Below are 16,014 nucleotides of genomic sequence, written 5' to 3' on the forward strand. Positions count from 1 at the left end.
CAGTAAAATTCTACCAGTCTCATGAGTGAGAGTAATCTCACAATATCTAACATAATCTAATAAAACAAATCAAAGTATAAAAAATTATTTTTATTTTGACGCCTATTCTTATAATTCAAGACATTAATTAAAATATTTAATACAATAAAACCGAAAAGTATTTATAGTAGTTCTGAGTATGTTATTGTTGCTTGCAATGGAGCGGCCTTGGTGTAGCCTGGTAACACACGGGCCTGCCACGCCCGGACCCCGGGTTCAAATCCCGGAGGCCGCACCACTGGCTTCAATTAGCCAGGGCTTGATTTGGACATGCGCCGGTGGTGTAGCCTGGTATCACTCTGGCCTTCCAAGCCAGCGACCCGGGTTCAAATCCCGGCCGGCGCACCATAATTTATTTCCATAGGGGCAAAGCCCCTATTGGTATACCCCAGAGCGGGGCTTCACTTCGTTCAGCCCCACTTTAATCTAAGAGGCATTGCTTCCTTAAAGGAAGCAATGCATCCGTTTTGATGAACCTTTTACTAAAAGGTTCGTTTAAATCCTCGGCCGGCGCACCAATCTTTATTTTTTATTTTACATCTATATATTCATAAAGTTAAATTAATAAATTTAAATTATTTCTGTGAGATTATGAGAGTCCAGCTAATTTTACACTTAGAAATTCCAAAAGAAGTTTGTAGAAGCTTAGAGGTTGATAACTACATTAATAATAGCATTGAAATTAATTTAAAATGTGAAAAAAAGCCCACATTGTATATAAAAACCCACTCCATTGGCTCATTAAAATCAATATTAGATGATTTCTTCAGATGTCAAAATGCAGCTATGGAGGTTTATAACTTAATAAAAACCTATACAATAAGAAATGTAACTAAAGATGACTTAGATGACTTTCTTGAGCTTTATTTTAAGGCATATAGGGGATTTGATAAATATTATTATAAAAAGAAAAAATGGGCAAGATGGTATTTTAAATGGTTGATGAAGAGAGATGAGGATGGATTTTTTGTTTGTGAAGTTAATGGAAAGCCTGTTGGTTTTGTTGCTTGTGATTGCAATTGGATAAGTAATATAGAAAAAAGAGAGGTTGCCGAAATCCATGAAATATTTGTTGACCCAGATTTTAGGGGGAGAGGGATTGGAACCGCTCTAATAAACAAAGCTATTGAATATGCTAAAAAAAGAGGGAGGAGAATTGTTGAGTTGTGGGTTGGGGTAGAGAATAAAGGGGCTATAGAATTCTATAAAAGATTGGGTTTTGAGGAAAAAGAAGTCGTCAAAGGATGGTTAAGGATGGTAAAGAGAATTTAATAAAATATTTTTTCTAATTTAGGGAGTTTTTAGCTTTCTATTTTATAAGAGGATTAACTTTAAATATAAAAAATTTATTTTATCATTTTACTTATTGATAATTAGGACATGGTGATATAGATGAGAAACATAATTGTAAAAAAATTAGATGTTGAACCAATTGAAGAAAGACCAACTGAAATTGTTGAGAGGAAGGGATTGGGGCATCCAGATTCAATTTGTGATGGTATTGCTGAGAGTGTTAGTAGGGCTTTATGTAAGATGTACATGGAGAAGTTTGGAACTATTTTGCACCACAATACAGACCAAGTTGAGCTTGTAGGGGGACATGCATATCCTAAGTTTGGAGGAGGAGTAATGGTAAGCCCTATTTATATTTTATTATCTGGAAGAGCAACAATGGAAATCTTAGATAAGGAGAAAAATGAAGTTATAAAGCTCCCAGTAGGAACAACTGCTGTTAAAGCTGCTAAAGAATATTTAAAGAAGGTTTTAAGAAATGTTGATGTTGATAAAGATGTTATTATTGACTGCAGAATTGGGCAGGGAAGTATGGATTTAGTTGATGTCTTTGAGAGACAAAAGAATGAAGTTCCTTTAGCTAATGATACATCATTTGGAGTAGGTTATGCTCCATTATCAACAACAGAGAGGTTAGTTTTAGAAACAGAGAGATTTTTAAATAGTGATGAGTTAAAGAATGAGATTCCAGCTGTAGGAGAGGACATAAAGGTTATGGGATTAAGAGAGGGTAAGAAGATAACTTTAACCATTGCTATGGCTGTTGTTGATAGGTATGTTAAAAATATTGAGGAATATAAGGAAGTTATTGAAAAGGTTAGAAAGAAGGTTGAAGATTTAGCTAAGAAGATAGCTGATGGATATGAGGTTGAAATTCATATAAATACAGCAGATGATTATGAGAGGGAGAGTGTCTATCTAACAGTTACTGGAACATCAGCAGAGATGGGGGATGATGGTTCAGTTGGGAGAGGAAATAGAGTTAATGGATTGATAACTCCATTCAGACCTATGAGTATGGAGGCAGCAAGTGGTAAAAACCCAGTAAATCACGTTGGTAAAATCTACAATATCTTAGCAAACTTAATAGCAAACGATATTGCCAAATTGGAAGGAGTTAAAGAGTGCTATGTTAGAATATTAAGCCAAATTGGTAAGCCAATCAATGAGCCAAAGGCTTTAGATATAGAAATTATAACTGAAGATAGCTATGATATAAAGGATATTGAACCAAAAGCAAAAGAGATAGCCAATAAATGGTTAGATAACATCATGGAAGTTCAAAAGATGATTGTTGAAGGAAAAGTAACTACATTCTAAATCTAAATAAATTATAATTTCTTAGAAATTTCTATAATGTCTTCAACAATTTTTCCAAAATGTTTTGCTTTTTCTGTTTCTTCAAAGTCCTCTTTTAGGAAATATATTCCATCAAGTTCGTATTCTAAGATTATTCTCATCTTTTTAGGTTTTCCATTTGGACATTTATAAGAAATTTCATTGTCTTTATCTGGAGTGGCTAAGAATACCTTTATATGTGAAGTTACTGGGGACTCTTTCAATTTTAGTTTCCAATATGTTGTTTCAAATCTTCTTTCTCTAAAAGAATTTTTAACTGAAATGATTGCTATTATTTTTATATCATTATTTTCAACTTTATAAACAATAACATCTGCATCTGGAAGGAAAAGATATTCACCATAATTTATGGCTATCAATCTTTTAACTTTATCCAATTCTTCTGGTAAATTTCTATTATTTAAAGCTTTGTCAGTAGTTACTTTTAATCCGCTATCTTTTAAAAATTTTTTAAGTAGATTGTAAATAACATCTTGAATTCTATGTCCAATGTAAGTTCTCCATGATTGATTTGCCTTATTTACCGCATCATCCTTAGAAAAACCTTGTTTTAAATATTCTTCAACTTTATTTCTAATGTATTCTTCCCTCTCTTTTTCTAAAATCTTAGATATGTGGTTTATTTCCATAATAAACCCTCCAAAGTGCAACATTCTCTTGAGACTCTTTTTATTGCTAATTCAAAATATTTCTCATCTATTTCTACACCAATAGCTTTTCTTCTCAATTTATATGCGGCTATTGCTGTTGTTCCACTGCCCAAGAATGGGTCTAAGACAGTATCTCCCACATAGCTAAAAAGTTTAATACATCTTTTTGGGAGTTCTAACGGAAATGGTGCTGGATGTCCAATTCTTTTTTACTCTCCCCCGGAAAAGTCCATAAACCATTAGTCCATTCAATGAATTCTTCCTTAGTTATATCAGATTCTCCTTTTGAAAGCTTTTTCCAGCTTTCTTTATATAGAACTACAATAGTTTCAACTGGAGCAATAACATAAGGAGCAGAAGCACTCATAAAGCTACCCCACGCTGTTCTCCTTGATATATTTTGTTCATTCCATATAATTGTTGTTTGATATTTAAATCCAACATCTAAGGCAATTTTAACTATATCGGCATAGACTGGTTTTATCCCTCCTTTATTTTTATCTAATGGGATATTTAAGCAAAGCCGTCCATCCTTTTTTAAAAGAGTTAGTGCCTTTTTTAACCATTGTTTTGTCCAATCTAAGTATTCCTCATAAGGAATTGTATCATCGTGTTGGTTGTAGTCAATTCCTACATTATATGGAGGAGAAGTAACTATTAAATCAATACTTTCATTAGGTAAATCCACATTTAAAAAATCATCATTTATTAGAGTTATTCCATTGATTTTATTCCAGATTTTCACAATAATCACCTTCATTGAAAGATTAACACTCAAAATGGATTTAAATTTTTAATAAAATAAGGGAAAACCATTAAAATTAAAAAAAGAGAAGATAATATTTAAAGTTAATTGTTTATCCAATGTATCTTAAATCCTCTTCACTTGGTGGTTTTGCCTGGGCAGCTTTTAGCATCTCTTCTTCAAACTTCTTAATCTTCTCAATAAACTGCTCCATGCCCTTGGCTCTCTTCTCCAACTCTTCCATATTAATCTCTATATTTTCAAGCTTGCAGAACTTTTCTAAAACTGCTTTTGCAGCATTTGGGTCTATTAGATAGCCTGGAGTTTCTCCCATTAAGCAGATTCCAGGAATTCCATTTAAATCTGCAAACATCAGCATTAAACCAGCAGCTCCAACAATTCCTCCCCCATCAGTTCTGAATAAGATATCATGCTCTTTTAACTTTTTAGCAAGTTCTTTTGATGTTGTAGCTCCATAAACTTTAACTTCTTCGCATAGCTTTCCAACTCCAAAGCCACCTAAGGTATAGACAAAGTTAGCTCCATACTCTATGCCTATTTTAACAATCTCTTCAGCTAAGTGGTATTGACCAATTGGGGATAACGCTTGAGTGTTGCCCAAAACAACAATCATTGGCTTTGGCTCTCTAATTGCATAGAATTCGGCACACATATATTCAATAGTTCCATCATCTTTAACCAAAACTTGTGGTGGGAAGTCATAACAGAAGAGTTCTAAAAACTTCTCTCCTTTAAATTCATGGACTAAATGCTCAGCTGCCAATCTACCAACGTGTCCAATTCCTGGCAGTCCTTCAATTAATAACGCATTTTCTAATGGTTCGATGTCTTTTACCTTTCTTGTGATAATTTTAACCATAAACATCACCTTAATAATTTATTATCATTAGAGCTTTTTATATTTTTTTGCAAACTCCCTTATAAATTTTATTTCATCAATTCCAATATTTAGATTTTCTCTTATGGTTTTTGCTATTCTTCCTTCTCCAAACAATAAAGCTATAGCTCCAGTGAAGTTTTTCGTGGTTTTCTTTTCCTTAGCTTTGTCAAAATCAATGATGTAGGTTTTTTTATTGGTAATTAAAAAATGCCTCCCTCCCTGTATCTCCTTATGCTCAATCCCCAAGATATCAAGTTTTAGAGTAATTTTTAAAATATCCTCAACTACTTTTAGCAATCTATCTTTATCTAATTTATCAACGGCTGATTTTAACTCCTCTCCATCTATAAATTCCATGATTAAATAATCGCTATCAAATTCATAAACCTTTGGAGCTATGTCATATTTTTCTAAGAGTTTTAAAATCTTTGCCTCATGTTCTATGGTGTTTTTTGGGCTGTCTGTTCTTGGGATTTTTATGGCTACCTCCTTGTTATTGTATATGCCTTTTAATACAACCCCTCTATGTCCTTTTCCTAAAACATCTACAATTTTTACTCCTTTATTTTCTAATTTGTTTATTGCATCTTTATTTAAAATATTCTCTGGGATTTTTTTGAGGATTTCTTTGTTGATTGTTAATCACCTCTTATATATTTGATTATTCCATAAATAGCGTAGATTAAACACAACATTAAAGCAAAGTGTGGGATTCCAACTATAGCCAAACATAAGGAGACAGCAAATATATAGATAAATATCTTATTAGGATACTTCGGATATTTTATATCACTAATCATCAAAAGCCCTATTAATATTGCCAATATTGAGTTAATTAAATAGCTATTAATTAATTGGCAGAATCCAACTAACAATAAAGCTCCTGCAGGAATTGGCAAGCCAATAAAACCTTTAACATTCAAAATCCCAAACCTTGCCAATCTTAAAGCTCCACAGAGGCAGAATATTATTGCTGATATCAAAGCTAAGTTTGATTCAAAGTTGTTATATAATAGATAAGCAGGAGCTACTCCAAAGCTAACTACATCTGAAATACTGTCTAACTCAGCCCCAAAGTCAGAGACAGTTCCAGTTTTTCTTGCTACATATCCATCTAAAGAATCAAAGATTATTGAGAGGTAGATTAATGAAAAGCTATTTAGTAAGATAGCTAAAAGTCCTGTTATGATATTCAGCATTGTTACATAGTCAGAGATTGTTATTATCTTTCTTATGCTAAACATACTCCCTCCTTTATTTTTTCTGATGCAGTTTGTTTATAAGGTTTATTAAAATTGCTTCTTTATTTGGAAATAAAAATAAAAGTTCTTCTTCAAATTCATTTATGTGATATTTTCCATATTTTAGATGTAGAAGCTCATGAGCCAAAATAAACCTTATTTCTTCATCACTTAAATAAGGCAGTATATTTTTATTTATATAAATTGTCTTATTGGTCAATGAGATAGAGGCAATTTTTCTTTTAAGTGGCTTTATTTTGATTTTTATGTTTGCTTTTTTGTCATTTAGGTTTAGTTCATTTATTGTATTACTCAATATTTCGTTTAATATTTTTCTATCTTTCATTATATCACATTAAATAAAAATTGGTTTAATAATTTCTTCAACTATTTTATTTGATACTTTTCTTCTTTTTTCAGTTTCTTTAATAGCATTTTTCAAATCAACAAATAAGAATTTCTTAATTTTATCAAAATCACTTGGTTTTATTAATTTTTTATCTTCCAAATTTTTTAAGGTCTTTTCAGTTAGTGGAAGTTTTTTAATATTGCAGTTCTCTACATTCTTTAAATAAAACAGCATATTTTTTATTGCCTTTTCTGATTTTGATAATGTTTTTTCCTCCTCTTCGTAGGTTTTTAATGCATTTAAGCAATTTATTAGTTCATTAATCACATACTCATTTTTTTTAGTTTTTGAAATATATGCGTTTTTTAACTCGTTTATTCTGTCGTATATCATCCTATATATTGGCTCTTTTTTATTTTGAAGTGTATCTAAAGCATAATAGATCATATCTGCAACTATTACATTAATTTCATCTTTATTTTTTAAATTCTCCAATAGTTGAGGATTTATTGAGGTTGAAGCAATGTCTGCATAAGTATCAAACTCTAAATATTTTATTACTTCCTTTTTTATTTGATTGTAAGGAATTTTATAACTTTTAGGTCTCATCTGCTTATTTATTCCAGCAGATATTATTTTTAGCCATTCATAGGTTTCGTAATAATTTAACTTTTCTCCATAAGCCCCAACAGCCTCAAATAATTGAATAAGTTCTCTAAGTTTTGCATAGAAATAGTCAAATTTATCACTTAGGATAATTTTGCTTATAATTTTTTTAAATTCTTTTGAGTTTTTCTGTTTTTTTAGATTTACAATGAAATCATCAAACTCAATCCCTACAATTAACTTAAACAACTCTTTAAACTCATTTAACTTCGTTAAAAAGCTCTCCCAGATTTTTGATGTTTCAACAAATAAGTTGTTTAAAATATCCTTATTTATTGCTTCATCTCTGTATAGGTTATAGTTCTCAATTGCCTTTTTGTAGTTTTCAATTAATATTCCTGTTAAATCAACAATAAGTCCATATTTTTTATTTTTTGCTGGTCTGTTTGCCCTTGCAGATGCTTGAAGTAAGAGATAATCTTTAAGAAATTGGTGGATGTAGATAGTTTTTAATATTGGAGCATCAAAACCGGTCAATAGTTTTTTATTGACAATTAAAATTTTTGGATTTTCTTTATTTATAAAATCTTCAGTCCATTTTTTGTTTAATTCATCTACATTTTTACCATATTTTTTTTCAATCTCTTTTTTATAATTCTCAATTTCTACATCATCATTGTGAATATATGTAATAACAACCTGAGTCCAGTTCTCATTGTAGTTTTTTATTTTTTCCTTAAGATATTCGTCTAAATATTTTTTAAACAAAATGCATGATTTTCTATCTTGAGCTACAACCATGGCTTTGAATTTAAAGTTTTCAGTGTCTTCTAAAATATGCTCTGCTATGTATTTTGATGCCTCTTTTATACTGCTTTCACTTTTTAATAAATCAGATAATTTTATTTTCTCGGCAATTTCTTTTTTGGATACAACAATCTTATCAGCATCTTCTTCATCAACAAACAATTTTTCTATAATGTTTTTTATTTCTTCCTCTGAGATATCTTTTATATCCTCTGGTTTAACAACTCTCCAGATTAAAGGCAAAGTAAAGCCCTCTTTTATCGATTCCTCAATAAAAAACCTATCTAAATAAAACTCTCCTTCTTGTGGATAGGCATATTCTTTAAATGTGCTCATATCTTTTTTATGAACGGGAGTTCCAGTAAAACCAATGGCAATGGCGTTTTTTAAAATTTTGTTTCTTAGGGTGGCAAATTTACCTGATTCAGTTCTATGAGCTTCATCCCTCAAAATCAAAATTTCTTTTTTATCAATTGAGCCAAAAGATTCTATAAAGTCCTTTAATTTATTTTTATCAAATTTGTGCATCATAACCAAATAAACGCCCTTCTCTGAAATATTTGGGTTATTTTCTGACTCTTTTATGTCCTCTAAAACTCCTTTAAGTTCTTCAACACTGTTAATTTTTTTGAAGCAATCTTTAAAATTCGCATTTTGTAAGGCAATGATATCATCATTAAATTGAGTCTCTAACTCTCTCCTATCCACCATTATAAAAACAATAGGGTCTTTGTTTTTAAATTCATTATAAAATAACTCCGCCAAATATAAAATTTCGAAGGTTTTTCCACTACCTTGCCAATGCCAAACTAATCCCCTATTTTTATAATCTTTGTTGTTTAGGTAGTTGGTTATTCTTTCATAAGCTTTTTTTACTGCCCAATATTGCATATATCTCGGGATAATTTTAGTTTTTCTTCCAGCCCTGTCTTTACTAAAAAATATAAAGTTCTTTATTGTATCTAAAACTCTCTCCCTTTTTAATAAATCCCAAATATCTTCCTCTTTTTTCTCATTTTTCCATTTGTATGGCTTTTTAAATCTATCTTCTTTTTCTTCGTTTGGATATGTTGGGATATAAAGTTTTTCATCTCCATAAACAATGGCAAACTGCACATAGTTGAATAGTTTAGGAGCTTCCCTTTCATATCTATTTATTTGATTTATCGCCTCTTCATAAGTTTCTTTTTCAGAAAATTCTCTTTTTGCCTCTATAATAATTATGGGAATTCCATTAATAAATAGGGTAAAATCTGGGATAATGTTGTCGTTTCCTTTAAATTTCAATTCGTGGGCATAATTGAAGATATTTTTCTCAATATTTTTATAATCAATTAATTTAACTCTATTAGAAACTTGCCCTTTTCTTCCCTTATCTAAGGTTATTAATATTCCATTTTTAATATAATCTAAAATCTCCTCTGGTTTTGGTTCATTTATTAGTTTATTTATTGCTTTCTCAATAAATTCATCTTTATATTCTCCTATGTGGTCGTTTATAATTTTTAGTTGCTCCTCTAATATTGGTTTTATTATGTAGTTGCTAAATGCCTCCCCTTCATATCCCTCCAATTCTTTCCAACCTAATTTATTTAAATTCTCTTCTATATCATTATGGACGTAAATCTCCGGAATCGGCATTTTATTCACCTGAAATAAAAATTAAATCTTCCTCAATGGATTTTTTAATGTATGGATTTTAAATTGAGTTTTTTGTAATTAAATCAACTTTGATATTTAAAATATTCTCTAAATAATCCTCCAACTCAAAGAATTTGAGATAATCCGGAGTTTCATAAAACTCAACCATAATGTCAATATCTGATGTTTCTTTCTGCTCTCCTCTTGCATAAGAGCCAAATATAGCGATAGATTTAACTTTATAGTTTTCTTTTAATTCTTTTTTATGTTTCCTTAAGATTTCTTTTATTTCAGAGAGAGTTTTCATCCTTCCCCTCAATGTCTTTTATAATCTTTTCAAATTCTTTCTTTATCTCTGGAATTTCATATTTTGCTGTCTCCCAAACGGTTAGATAATCTACACCAAAATATTGGTGGATTAATTTATCTCTCATTCCAGCCAATTCTTTGAATGGGATGTGAGGATATTTTTCTCTAATATCCTTTGGTATCTTTTTAACCGCCTCTCCAATAACCTCTAAGCATCTAACAACCGCATATTTTATTGCCTTATTGTTTATAAACTCCTCATATTCCATATTTTTAGTAAAGTTAATTATGTCATCCATATACTCTAAAATATCATATAAAAATGCCTTTATATCTCTCTTCGGCATTTAACCACCATTAAATATAAATTAAGTCTTCTTCAATGGATTTTTTTACATAAGGGTTGTGGATGGAGTTTTTAGTGATTAAATCAACTTTAATTCCCAATAAATCTGATAAGTAATTTTCTAACTCTATCAATTTTAATAAACTTATTGGCTCGTAGTAGTCAATTAATATGTCTATATCTGATGTTTCTTTCTGTTCTTCTCTTGCATAAGAGCCAAATATAGCGATAGATTTAACTTTATATTTTTCTTTGAGTATTTTTTTATGTTTTCTTAGGATTTCTTTTATTTCAGAGAGAGTTTTCATAATTTCACCAGCAAAATTTTATTAACAATAAAAATTTTATTTTAAAAATTTAAATTTTTTACTCTTATTTTTCCAGTTAGTAGTAGATTCATTATTTTCTTTTTTGCTTTTTCTATTTGTTCTTTTTCTTTTCTTTTTATTTCTATTAGGTTGTCTATACTTTTTAATCTTTCAGCCATTGCCTTTTGTTCTTCTAAGTGAGGAAGAGGGATTTTTATGTTTAGTAGGACGGGTGTTCTTATATAAGGCTGGTCAGTCCCAATAAGCAATTTAGAAAGTTCTTTTTTGAAATATTCACTCATTAACAAATAAAACAAAAACTGTTTGTCTATCTTTTCACTTTTAAAAATAAATCTTCCTACTCTTTGATAGAGTATAGCTGGCTCATCTATATCCTTTAAAATTCCAATTTTTATTTTTCCACCTATTATTGGTCTATTCAATGCCAATACTATATCTCCAGATTTTAAAACTAATTGTGGATACTTATTCAAATAATCTTCTGGAAGAAAAGAAACTGTTTCCCAAAAAATTTTCCCAAATCCTACATTATCGATTTTCAAACATTTTACACCATTTTCACAAAATTCTGAATATTTAAAATATTTTCCAGATTGTATATCCACTACTTCCTTTAATTTAACAACCTCCCAATCCTCTGGAATCTCTCCAATCTCTGATTTTTTAAAACTTTTATGCTCAAAAACTCCTTTAGTAAATAATTTTTTCATCATCCCCTTTTTTGCCTTATTTAATACTTCAATCTGCTTATTTATTGTTCCTATTAGGTTATCAAAGTCACTTAATATTTTTGCTATTTGTTTCTGTTCTTCTAAGGGAGGGAGGGGGATTTTTATATTTTCAAATATTTTTTTATCTACGTGTGGAATTCCAGTTCCTTTTGTTTGACTTTTTAGAAAACTTTCTTTTAACTTTAGGGAATAAAATAAATATAAATCGTCCATAATTTTATTTTTCTGTTCTAATTTTACCATTGTTGAAGAAAGAATTCCTTTTTTACCTAAAAATATCTCCCCTGCATTTGAACCATCCCATAATAGCAGTATATCATTCTCATTTACAATAATTTCCTTATTGGTTATTTTTACAAATTTTGAAGCTATTCCATCCCTTAAATACTCAGTTGATAAATAAGGATAATAACCTTCAAGTTCTTCATCTACCATAACAGCTGGTTTTTTACCTTTAATATATTTTATAAAATCTCCAATTCTTACAACTTCCCAGTCCTCTGGAACTCTCAACCCATGCATCTCTTTAAAATTCTCTTCTTTATAAAATTGCATAATTATCACCAAAAAAAATAGTATTTAGTAATAATATCCTCCACGATTATTCCCAAAAATTAAAATCAATATGGACATAACTATAAAAGCAATAATCGAATAGAATAACAAATTAAGGATAAAGTCCCAATTTATATAACAGAAAATACTTGCTGATATGATAAACGATATAATACCCCAAATTTTACCTCCATTTAGGCTCCATAAAGCTCCAAATAATAATAAAGAACCTATAACTCCACAAAATATATTGCCTGTATAGTAATTATATCCTAACAAAACACATCCAGCTACTGCAACTAAACTGGCAAAATTTGTATTTGGAGCCATATTAACCACCTTACTTATTTCTAATCAATCAAACAAATTAAATTAACTTCCAGCTCTTAAAATCCCTCAAAAAAATATCTATTTAATCAACCCATTAATCTCCTCTAAATAACCTTTAACAACCTCAAACTTCTCCAAATACTCATTATGCAATTTATTAAGCTCTTCATAAACCTCTCCTAAATCAACATCCTCATCTTCTTCAATTGGAGAGATATACAAAGAAACATTTAGATTATAATCATTCTTTCTAATCTCCTCAATATCTACAACCTTACAAAAGCCATCAACATCCTTAAACTCTTTATATGCCTTTGCTATTTTCTCAATGTTCTCATCAGAGAGTTTGTTTAATTTTTTAACCTCTGGATGTTTAATATATTCATTAGAGGCATTTATAAACAAAATCTTTCCTTTTCTCTCTTCTGGCTTATTTTTATTCAAAATTAAAATAATCCCTGGTGCAGGACAGTTATAAAATAACTTCTCAGGCAATAAAACAACTGCCTCAATTAAATCATCATCTACAAATCTCTTCCTTATTGTCTTCTCTTTCCCTCCCCTAAACAAAGCCCCTGAATCTAAAACAATCCCCGCCTTTTTTTCAGTATAATAATTTATCAACTGAACCCATGCCCAATCAGCGGAGTTTTTATTTGGAAATCCATACATATAAATATCTTTATATTTTTCATTCACTTTTAGGGTGTTTTCATCGTAACCATCCTGATTCCATGGTGGATTTGCTACAACCTTATCAGCTTTTCCAGTACCTTTAACTTCTTNAATAAAACTCTCAAACTTTGGATTTAGTAAAGAATCTCCAATAAACACCTTAGCATCTTTTAAGTTAATTCCATGCAGTATAAAATTCAACTTTGCTAAAACGGCAGTAACATCATTCCTTTCTTGCCCAACCAACACAATATTTGGATTACTACCTGCAAATCTATACTGCTCTATCAACATAGAACCAGAACCACATGCAGGGTCTAAAATTACCTCATCGTCTTTTGGTTCAACCAAATGGGCAATTAGTTTGCTAACTTCAATAGGAGTATAAACCTCCCCCTCTTTTGCCTTTGTTGGAGCAAAATAATTTAAAGTCCATTCATAAGCATCTCCCAATATATCATAAGATGCTTCTGAAAAATCTGCTCTACTAAATAAATTAATTAAATGTTGAACAATATGCCTATTTTCATTTTCAAATAATGTAGGAAGTCCAGTTCTTTTTATCAACTCATCTAAACCACTCAATTTCTCCTTATTCATCTCAACAATTTTATTTAATGCATTTATAAAATCTTCTGGATTATTTGCTACTTCATGCCATACATACAACTTTTTACCCTCAACATCATAAAGCTCTAAAATTTCCTCATTTGCCAATACATATATATCTTCTTCATCCAAATCTTCAAACTCCTTCTTCAACTCCTCAACTTTTAACAGATATTTATCACTAATTGCCTTAAAAAACAAAAATAACAGTAATACTTTATAATCTACCTGCGTTCTTATCAAATCAGCCCCTTGCTTAAGCAAACCAATTAACTTATCTTTACTTACCTTTTCAATTTTTTCAGTAGTTAATGGCTTTATTTTATAAATTTTCTTTCTTTTATCTTCCTTCTTTGCTGTCTTTTCCAATAATCCAGCATCAGCCAACTTGGATAATACTTCATTCACATTTTCATAGTTATCTTTAAGAACCTTTTCAGCCATATCATAGGTAAATGGGAATAGCCCAAATTTATCCATTAATATATTATATGCTTTCAAAAACCTTGGTTCAACATTTCTAAGTTTCAAGGTATCACCAACTTAGATAGTTATTTTAATGTTTTCACTATGTAATTGGATGTAGGGTGTATATAAAGGTTGTGGTTTGGTGAGAGAATGAGATACATGAAAATCATCATTCCAAAAAAATTCCTAAATACTGTTGAGGAAATTTTAAAAAAGAACAATGCCTACTCAATATCAATAATTGAACCATTAAAGACATCAATTGAAGATGGAATCATCATAACATGCAACGCAGATGCAAGAGATGCAGAAAAAATAGTTTTAGAATTAAAAAAATTAGGTTTAGGAGAGAAAGGTCATGGAAGTGTGACAATAATGCCAGCAAACATAACATTCTCATGTAGGGAGGAGGGAATAGCTTCAACAAGCTTGTCTCCTTTAGAACTCTACTACAAAGCAAAAACTATGGTTAAAATTACGAAAAATGTTATAATTAAAGTTATATTGGCAAGTATCATGGGAGTTATTGGATTGATAGAGCATAATATTCCAACATTAATTGGGGCGATGATTATAGCACCTTTAGTTGATACAGTTATGGGAAGTGCCATAGGAACAGTATTGGGAGATAAAGAGTTATTCATCCAAGGGATGAAAAAAGAACTCCTCTGCTCTGGGATTGTTATAGTTTGTGCATTTATTCCAAGTTTGTTTTTTGTTTCAAAAGAGTTGGTTTTACAGTATCTATCAGAGACATCAATAATATTGAGTGCTATTGTTGCAATTATTGCAGGTATTTCAGGGGGAATGAGTATTGCAAGCGGAAAGGAGTATGAAATCATTGGAGTTACAATTGATGTTTCAATATTAATCCCAGCTTTATTAATGGGCATGGCTTTAGCTACCATGGACTTATATCTGATTTATATAACCTTCATTCTGTTGGCTATAAACATAGTGTTATTAGATGTTGGTGGCTACATTGGCTTAAAATACAAAGTTGGAAAGATAAATCAAAAAATAAAATATTAAAAACTCTTATTTTTCCATTTTAAAAAATCTTCTGCATAATCAACTTAAATAAAATTTTAAACCCAGTTATTACATTAGTTCCTCTACTCATCGAATATTCAGTATATATAGTTTTTATTGGCACTTCTTTAAGCTTTAATCCATGTTTTTTAGCTAAAATTATAAATTCAGAGGAAACTTCATACCTATCACTCTTTAAATCCCCTATTATTTTCTTAGCCGCTTCATAAGAGAAAGCTCTCAATCCACTTTGGCTGTCTGTAACAAAATACCCTCCCATCAAATAAGTTATAAAATTTAAGCCAAAATTCCCAATCCTTTTAACTAATGGCATATTCTTTAACTCATTCTTATCCATCATCCTACTACCAATAGCCATATCATAGCCTTCAAATAATACTGGCTTAACAACCTTCTCAACGTCTTTTGGATGATGTTGCCCATCTGCATCAAAGGTAATGATGATTTTTGGTTTATATAGCAGAGCACATTTAATCCCAGTCCCTAAAGCTCCCCCTAACCCTCTATTCAATATATGCCTACAGACTATAACTCCCTCTTTTTTAGCTATCTCTGAAGTTTTATCCATTGAACCATCATCAACAACTACTATATTTTTATAGCCCTCTTTTTTTAAATTCTTTAAAGTTTCTCCAATCATCTTTTCTTCATTGAATGCAGGAACGACTACAAATATCTCATCTTTATTAATCTCATTAATTTGGCTGTTTTGCTTTTTCATTATCTCCACCTATAACCTTACAGAAGGCAAATGCCCCAACAACCCCACATATAAAGATGGCTAAGGCTATAGTATCGGCAAATGCAAGGTTGTATTTTTGGGAGATAACAACTATCAACGTCCCAGCAACAACGGTAATTATTGACTCCCCAACTAAAACATTGGCAGTTCCCTTTTTAAATGATAATCTTAATCCCACTAATGCAGAGAAGCTTAGAGCTATAATAGCAAATAACCAAACATAGATATTCATACTA

At 30.4% G+C, this 16,014-nt stretch carries 17 protein-coding genes, 2 tRNA genes and 1 pseudogene; 5 read left to right on the plus strand and 15 right to left on the minus strand.

The window, feature by feature from the left end; all coding sequences use genetic code 11:
• Positions 1–201 precede the first annotated feature (201 nt).
• The 4 genes from MJ_RS06445 (at position 202) to MJ_RS06460 (ending at position 2,652) form a co-directional block, all read left to right on the plus strand.
• Positions 202–277 (plus strand) — tRNA-Gly (locus tag MJ_RS06445).
• Between the two features lie 34 nt (positions 278–311).
• A tRNA-Gly gene (locus MJ_RS06450) sits at positions 312–387 on the plus strand.
• 243 nt (positions 388–630) lie between these two features.
• Positions 631–1,311, plus strand: coding sequence for a KEOPS complex subunit Pcc1 (locus tag MJ_RS06455; RefSeq protein WP_010870719.1), 681 nt, complete (start codon positions 631–633; stop codon positions 1,309–1,311).
• Between the two features lie 120 nt (positions 1,312–1,431).
• Positions 1,432–2,652, plus strand: a complete 1,221-nt coding sequence (locus MJ_RS06460; protein WP_010870720.1) for a methionine adenosyltransferase — start codon at positions 1,432–1,434, stop codon at positions 2,650–2,652.
• Positions 2,653–2,663: 11 nt separating this feature from the next.
• Here the strand turns inward: MJ_RS06460 and MJ_RS06465 are convergent, their stop codons facing one another.
• The 13 genes and pseudogenes from MJ_RS06465 to MJ_RS06525 form a co-directional block, all read right to left on the minus strand.
• On the minus strand, positions 2,664–3,320 hold the full coding sequence (locus MJ_RS06465; RefSeq protein ID WP_244409385.1) for a BsaWI family type II restriction enzyme: 657 nt from the start codon (positions 3,318–3,320) through the stop codon (positions 2,664–2,666).
• Positions 3,311–4,101, minus strand: a pseudogene (locus MJ_RS06470) (DNA-methyltransferase). Before MJ_RS06470 ends, MJ_RS06465 begins: the two are co-directional and overlap by 10 nt.
• A 97-nt stretch (positions 4,102–4,198) precedes the next feature.
• Positions 4,199–4,966: a proteasome assembly chaperone family protein gene (locus tag MJ_RS06475; RefSeq protein WP_064496756.1), complete on the minus strand. Its 768-nt coding sequence runs from the start codon at positions 4,964–4,966 to the stop codon at positions 4,199–4,201.
• 27 nt (positions 4,967–4,993) lie between these two features.
• Positions 4,994–5,623 carry a protein kinase gene (locus MJ_RS06480; RefSeq protein WP_064496757.1) on the minus strand — a complete coding sequence of 210 codons (630 nt, stop codon included), beginning with the start codon at positions 5,621–5,623 and terminating at the stop codon, positions 4,994–4,996.
• Between the two features lie 2 nt (positions 5,624–5,625).
• Entirely contained in the window at positions 5,626–6,231 is a 606-nt protein-coding gene (gene pssA, locus MJ_RS06485; RefSeq protein WP_010870724.1) for a CDP-diacylglycerol--serine O-phosphatidyltransferase, read from the minus strand.
• Between the two features lie 10 nt (positions 6,232–6,241).
• On the minus strand, positions 6,242–6,574 hold the full coding sequence (locus MJ_RS06490) for a M56 family metallopeptidase (protein WP_010870725.1): 333 nt from the start codon (positions 6,572–6,574) through the stop codon (positions 6,242–6,244).
• Positions 6,575–6,583: 9 nt separating this feature from the next.
• Positions 6,584–9,631, minus strand: coding sequence for a type I restriction endonuclease subunit R (locus MJ_RS06495; RefSeq protein ID WP_064496758.1), 3,048 nt, complete (start codon positions 9,629–9,631; stop codon positions 6,584–6,586).
• Between the two features lie 58 nt (positions 9,632–9,689).
• On the minus strand, positions 9,690–9,938 hold the full coding sequence (locus tag MJ_RS06500; protein WP_064496759.1) for a nucleotidyltransferase family protein: 249 nt from the start codon (positions 9,936–9,938) through the stop codon (positions 9,690–9,692).
• The gene (locus MJ_RS06505; protein ID WP_010870728.1) at positions 9,922–10,287 is read right to left on the minus strand and encodes a HepT-like ribonuclease domain-containing protein; all 366 of its coding nucleotides are present in this window, start codon (positions 10,285–10,287) and stop codon (positions 9,922–9,924) included. The genes MJ_RS06500 and MJ_RS06505 overlap by 17 nt, the downstream gene beginning before the upstream one ends.
• A 10-nt stretch (positions 10,288–10,297) precedes the next feature.
• Positions 10,298–10,594: a nucleotidyltransferase family protein gene (locus MJ_RS06510; protein WP_010870729.1), complete on the minus strand. Its 297-nt coding sequence runs from the start codon at positions 10,592–10,594 to the stop codon at positions 10,298–10,300.
• A gap of 41 nt (positions 10,595–10,635) precedes the next feature.
• The gene (locus MJ_RS06515) at positions 10,636–11,901 is read right to left on the minus strand and encodes a restriction endonuclease subunit S (protein ID WP_083774549.1); all 1,266 of its coding nucleotides are present in this window, start codon (positions 11,899–11,901) and stop codon (positions 10,636–10,638) included.
• Positions 11,902–11,925: 24 nt separating this feature from the next.
• Complete coding sequence (locus MJ_RS06520; protein ID WP_064496760.1) at positions 11,926–12,231, minus strand: hypothetical protein; 306 nt, start codon at positions 12,229–12,231, stop codon at positions 11,926–11,928.
• A 78-nt stretch (positions 12,232–12,309) separates the two neighbouring features.
• On the minus strand, positions 12,310–13,995 hold the full coding sequence (locus tag MJ_RS06525) for an N-6 DNA methylase (RefSeq protein WP_449405447.1): 1,686 nt from the start codon (positions 13,993–13,995) through the stop codon (positions 12,310–12,312).
• A 138-nt stretch (positions 13,996–14,133) separates the two neighbouring features.
• Between MJ_RS06525 and MJ_RS06530 the strand changes: the two genes are divergently transcribed.
• Positions 14,134–15,015 (plus strand): TIGR00341 family protein, encoded by an 882-nt coding sequence (locus MJ_RS06530; RefSeq protein ID WP_064496761.1) that lies wholly within the window; start codon positions 14,134–14,136, stop codon positions 15,013–15,015.
• 19 nt (positions 15,016–15,034) lie between these two features.
• Here the strand turns inward: MJ_RS06530 and MJ_RS06535 are convergent, their stop codons facing one another.
• Both MJ_RS06535 and MJ_RS06540 read right to left on the minus strand, forming a co-directional pair.
• On the minus strand, positions 15,035–15,757 hold the full coding sequence (locus MJ_RS06535) for a glycosyltransferase family 2 protein (RefSeq protein WP_244409387.1): 723 nt from the start codon (positions 15,755–15,757) through the stop codon (positions 15,035–15,037).
• A complete protein-coding gene (locus MJ_RS06540; RefSeq protein WP_010870735.1) occupies positions 15,732–16,010 on the minus strand; it encodes a hypothetical protein in 279 nt (92 codons plus the stop codon). Before MJ_RS06540 ends, MJ_RS06535 begins: the two co-directional genes overlap by 26 nt.
• Positions 16,011–16,014 lie beyond the last annotated feature (4 nt).

The sequence above is a fragment of the Methanocaldococcus jannaschii DSM 2661 genome (assembly GCF_000091665.1).
Taxonomy (GTDB): Archaea; AGJL01; Methanococci; order Methanococcales; family Methanocaldococcaceae; genus Methanocaldococcus; species Methanocaldococcus jannaschii.

Bases quoted from the DNA above. Each gene is read 5' to 3' on its own strand.
- MJ_RS06540 (WP_010870735.1), bottom strand. From the start codon at position 16,010: ATGAATATCTATGTTTGGTTATTTGCTATTATAGCTCTAAGCTTCTCT.
- MJ_RS06520 (WP_064496760.1), bottom strand. From the start codon at position 12,231: ATGGCTCCAAATACAAATTTTGCCAGTTTAGTTGCAGTAGCTGGATGT.
- MJ_RS06505 (WP_010870728.1), bottom strand. From the start codon at position 10,287: ATGCCGAAGAGAGATATAAAGGCATTTTTATATGATATTTTAGAGTAT.
- MJ_RS06460 (WP_010870720.1), top strand. From the start codon at position 1,432: ATGAGAAACATAATTGTAAAAAAATTAGATGTTGAACCAATTGAAGAA.
- MJ_RS06465 (WP_244409385.1), bottom strand. From the start codon at position 3,320: ATGGAAATAAACCACATATCTAAGATTTTAGAAAAAGAGAGGGAAGAA.
- MJ_RS06515 (WP_083774549.1), bottom strand. From the start codon at position 11,901: ATGCAATTTTATAAAGAAGAGAATTTTAAAGAGATGCATGGGTTGAGA.
- MJ_RS06495 (WP_064496758.1), bottom strand. From the start codon at position 9,631: ATGCCGATTCCGGAGATTTACGTCCATAATGATATAGAAGAGAATTTA.
- MJ_RS06510 (WP_010870729.1), bottom strand. From the start codon at position 10,594: ATGAAAACTCTCTCTGAAATAAAAGAAATCCTAAGAAAACATAAAAAA.
- MJ_RS06455 (WP_010870719.1), top strand. From the start codon at position 631: ATGAGAGTCCAGCTAATTTTACACTTAGAAATTCCAAAAGAAGTTTGT.
- MJ_RS06535 (WP_244409387.1), bottom strand. From the start codon at position 15,757: ATGAAAAAGCAAAACAGCCAAATTAATGAGATTAATAAAGATGAGATA.
- MJ_RS06475 (WP_064496756.1), bottom strand. From the start codon at position 4,966: ATGGTTAAAATTATCACAAGAAAGGTAAAAGACATCGAACCATTAGAA.
- pssA (WP_010870724.1), bottom strand. From the start codon at position 6,231: ATGTTTAGCATAAGAAAGATAATAACAATCTCTGACTATGTAACAATG.
- MJ_RS06490 (WP_010870725.1), bottom strand. From the start codon at position 6,574: ATGAAAGATAGAAAAATATTAAACGAAATATTGAGTAATACAATAAAT.
- MJ_RS06530 (WP_064496761.1), top strand. From the start codon at position 14,134: ATGAGATACATGAAAATCATCATTCCAAAAAAATTCCTAAATACTGTT.
- MJ_RS06500 (WP_064496759.1), bottom strand. From the start codon at position 9,938: ATGAAAACTCTCTCTGAAATAAAAGAAATCTTAAGGAAACATAAAAAA.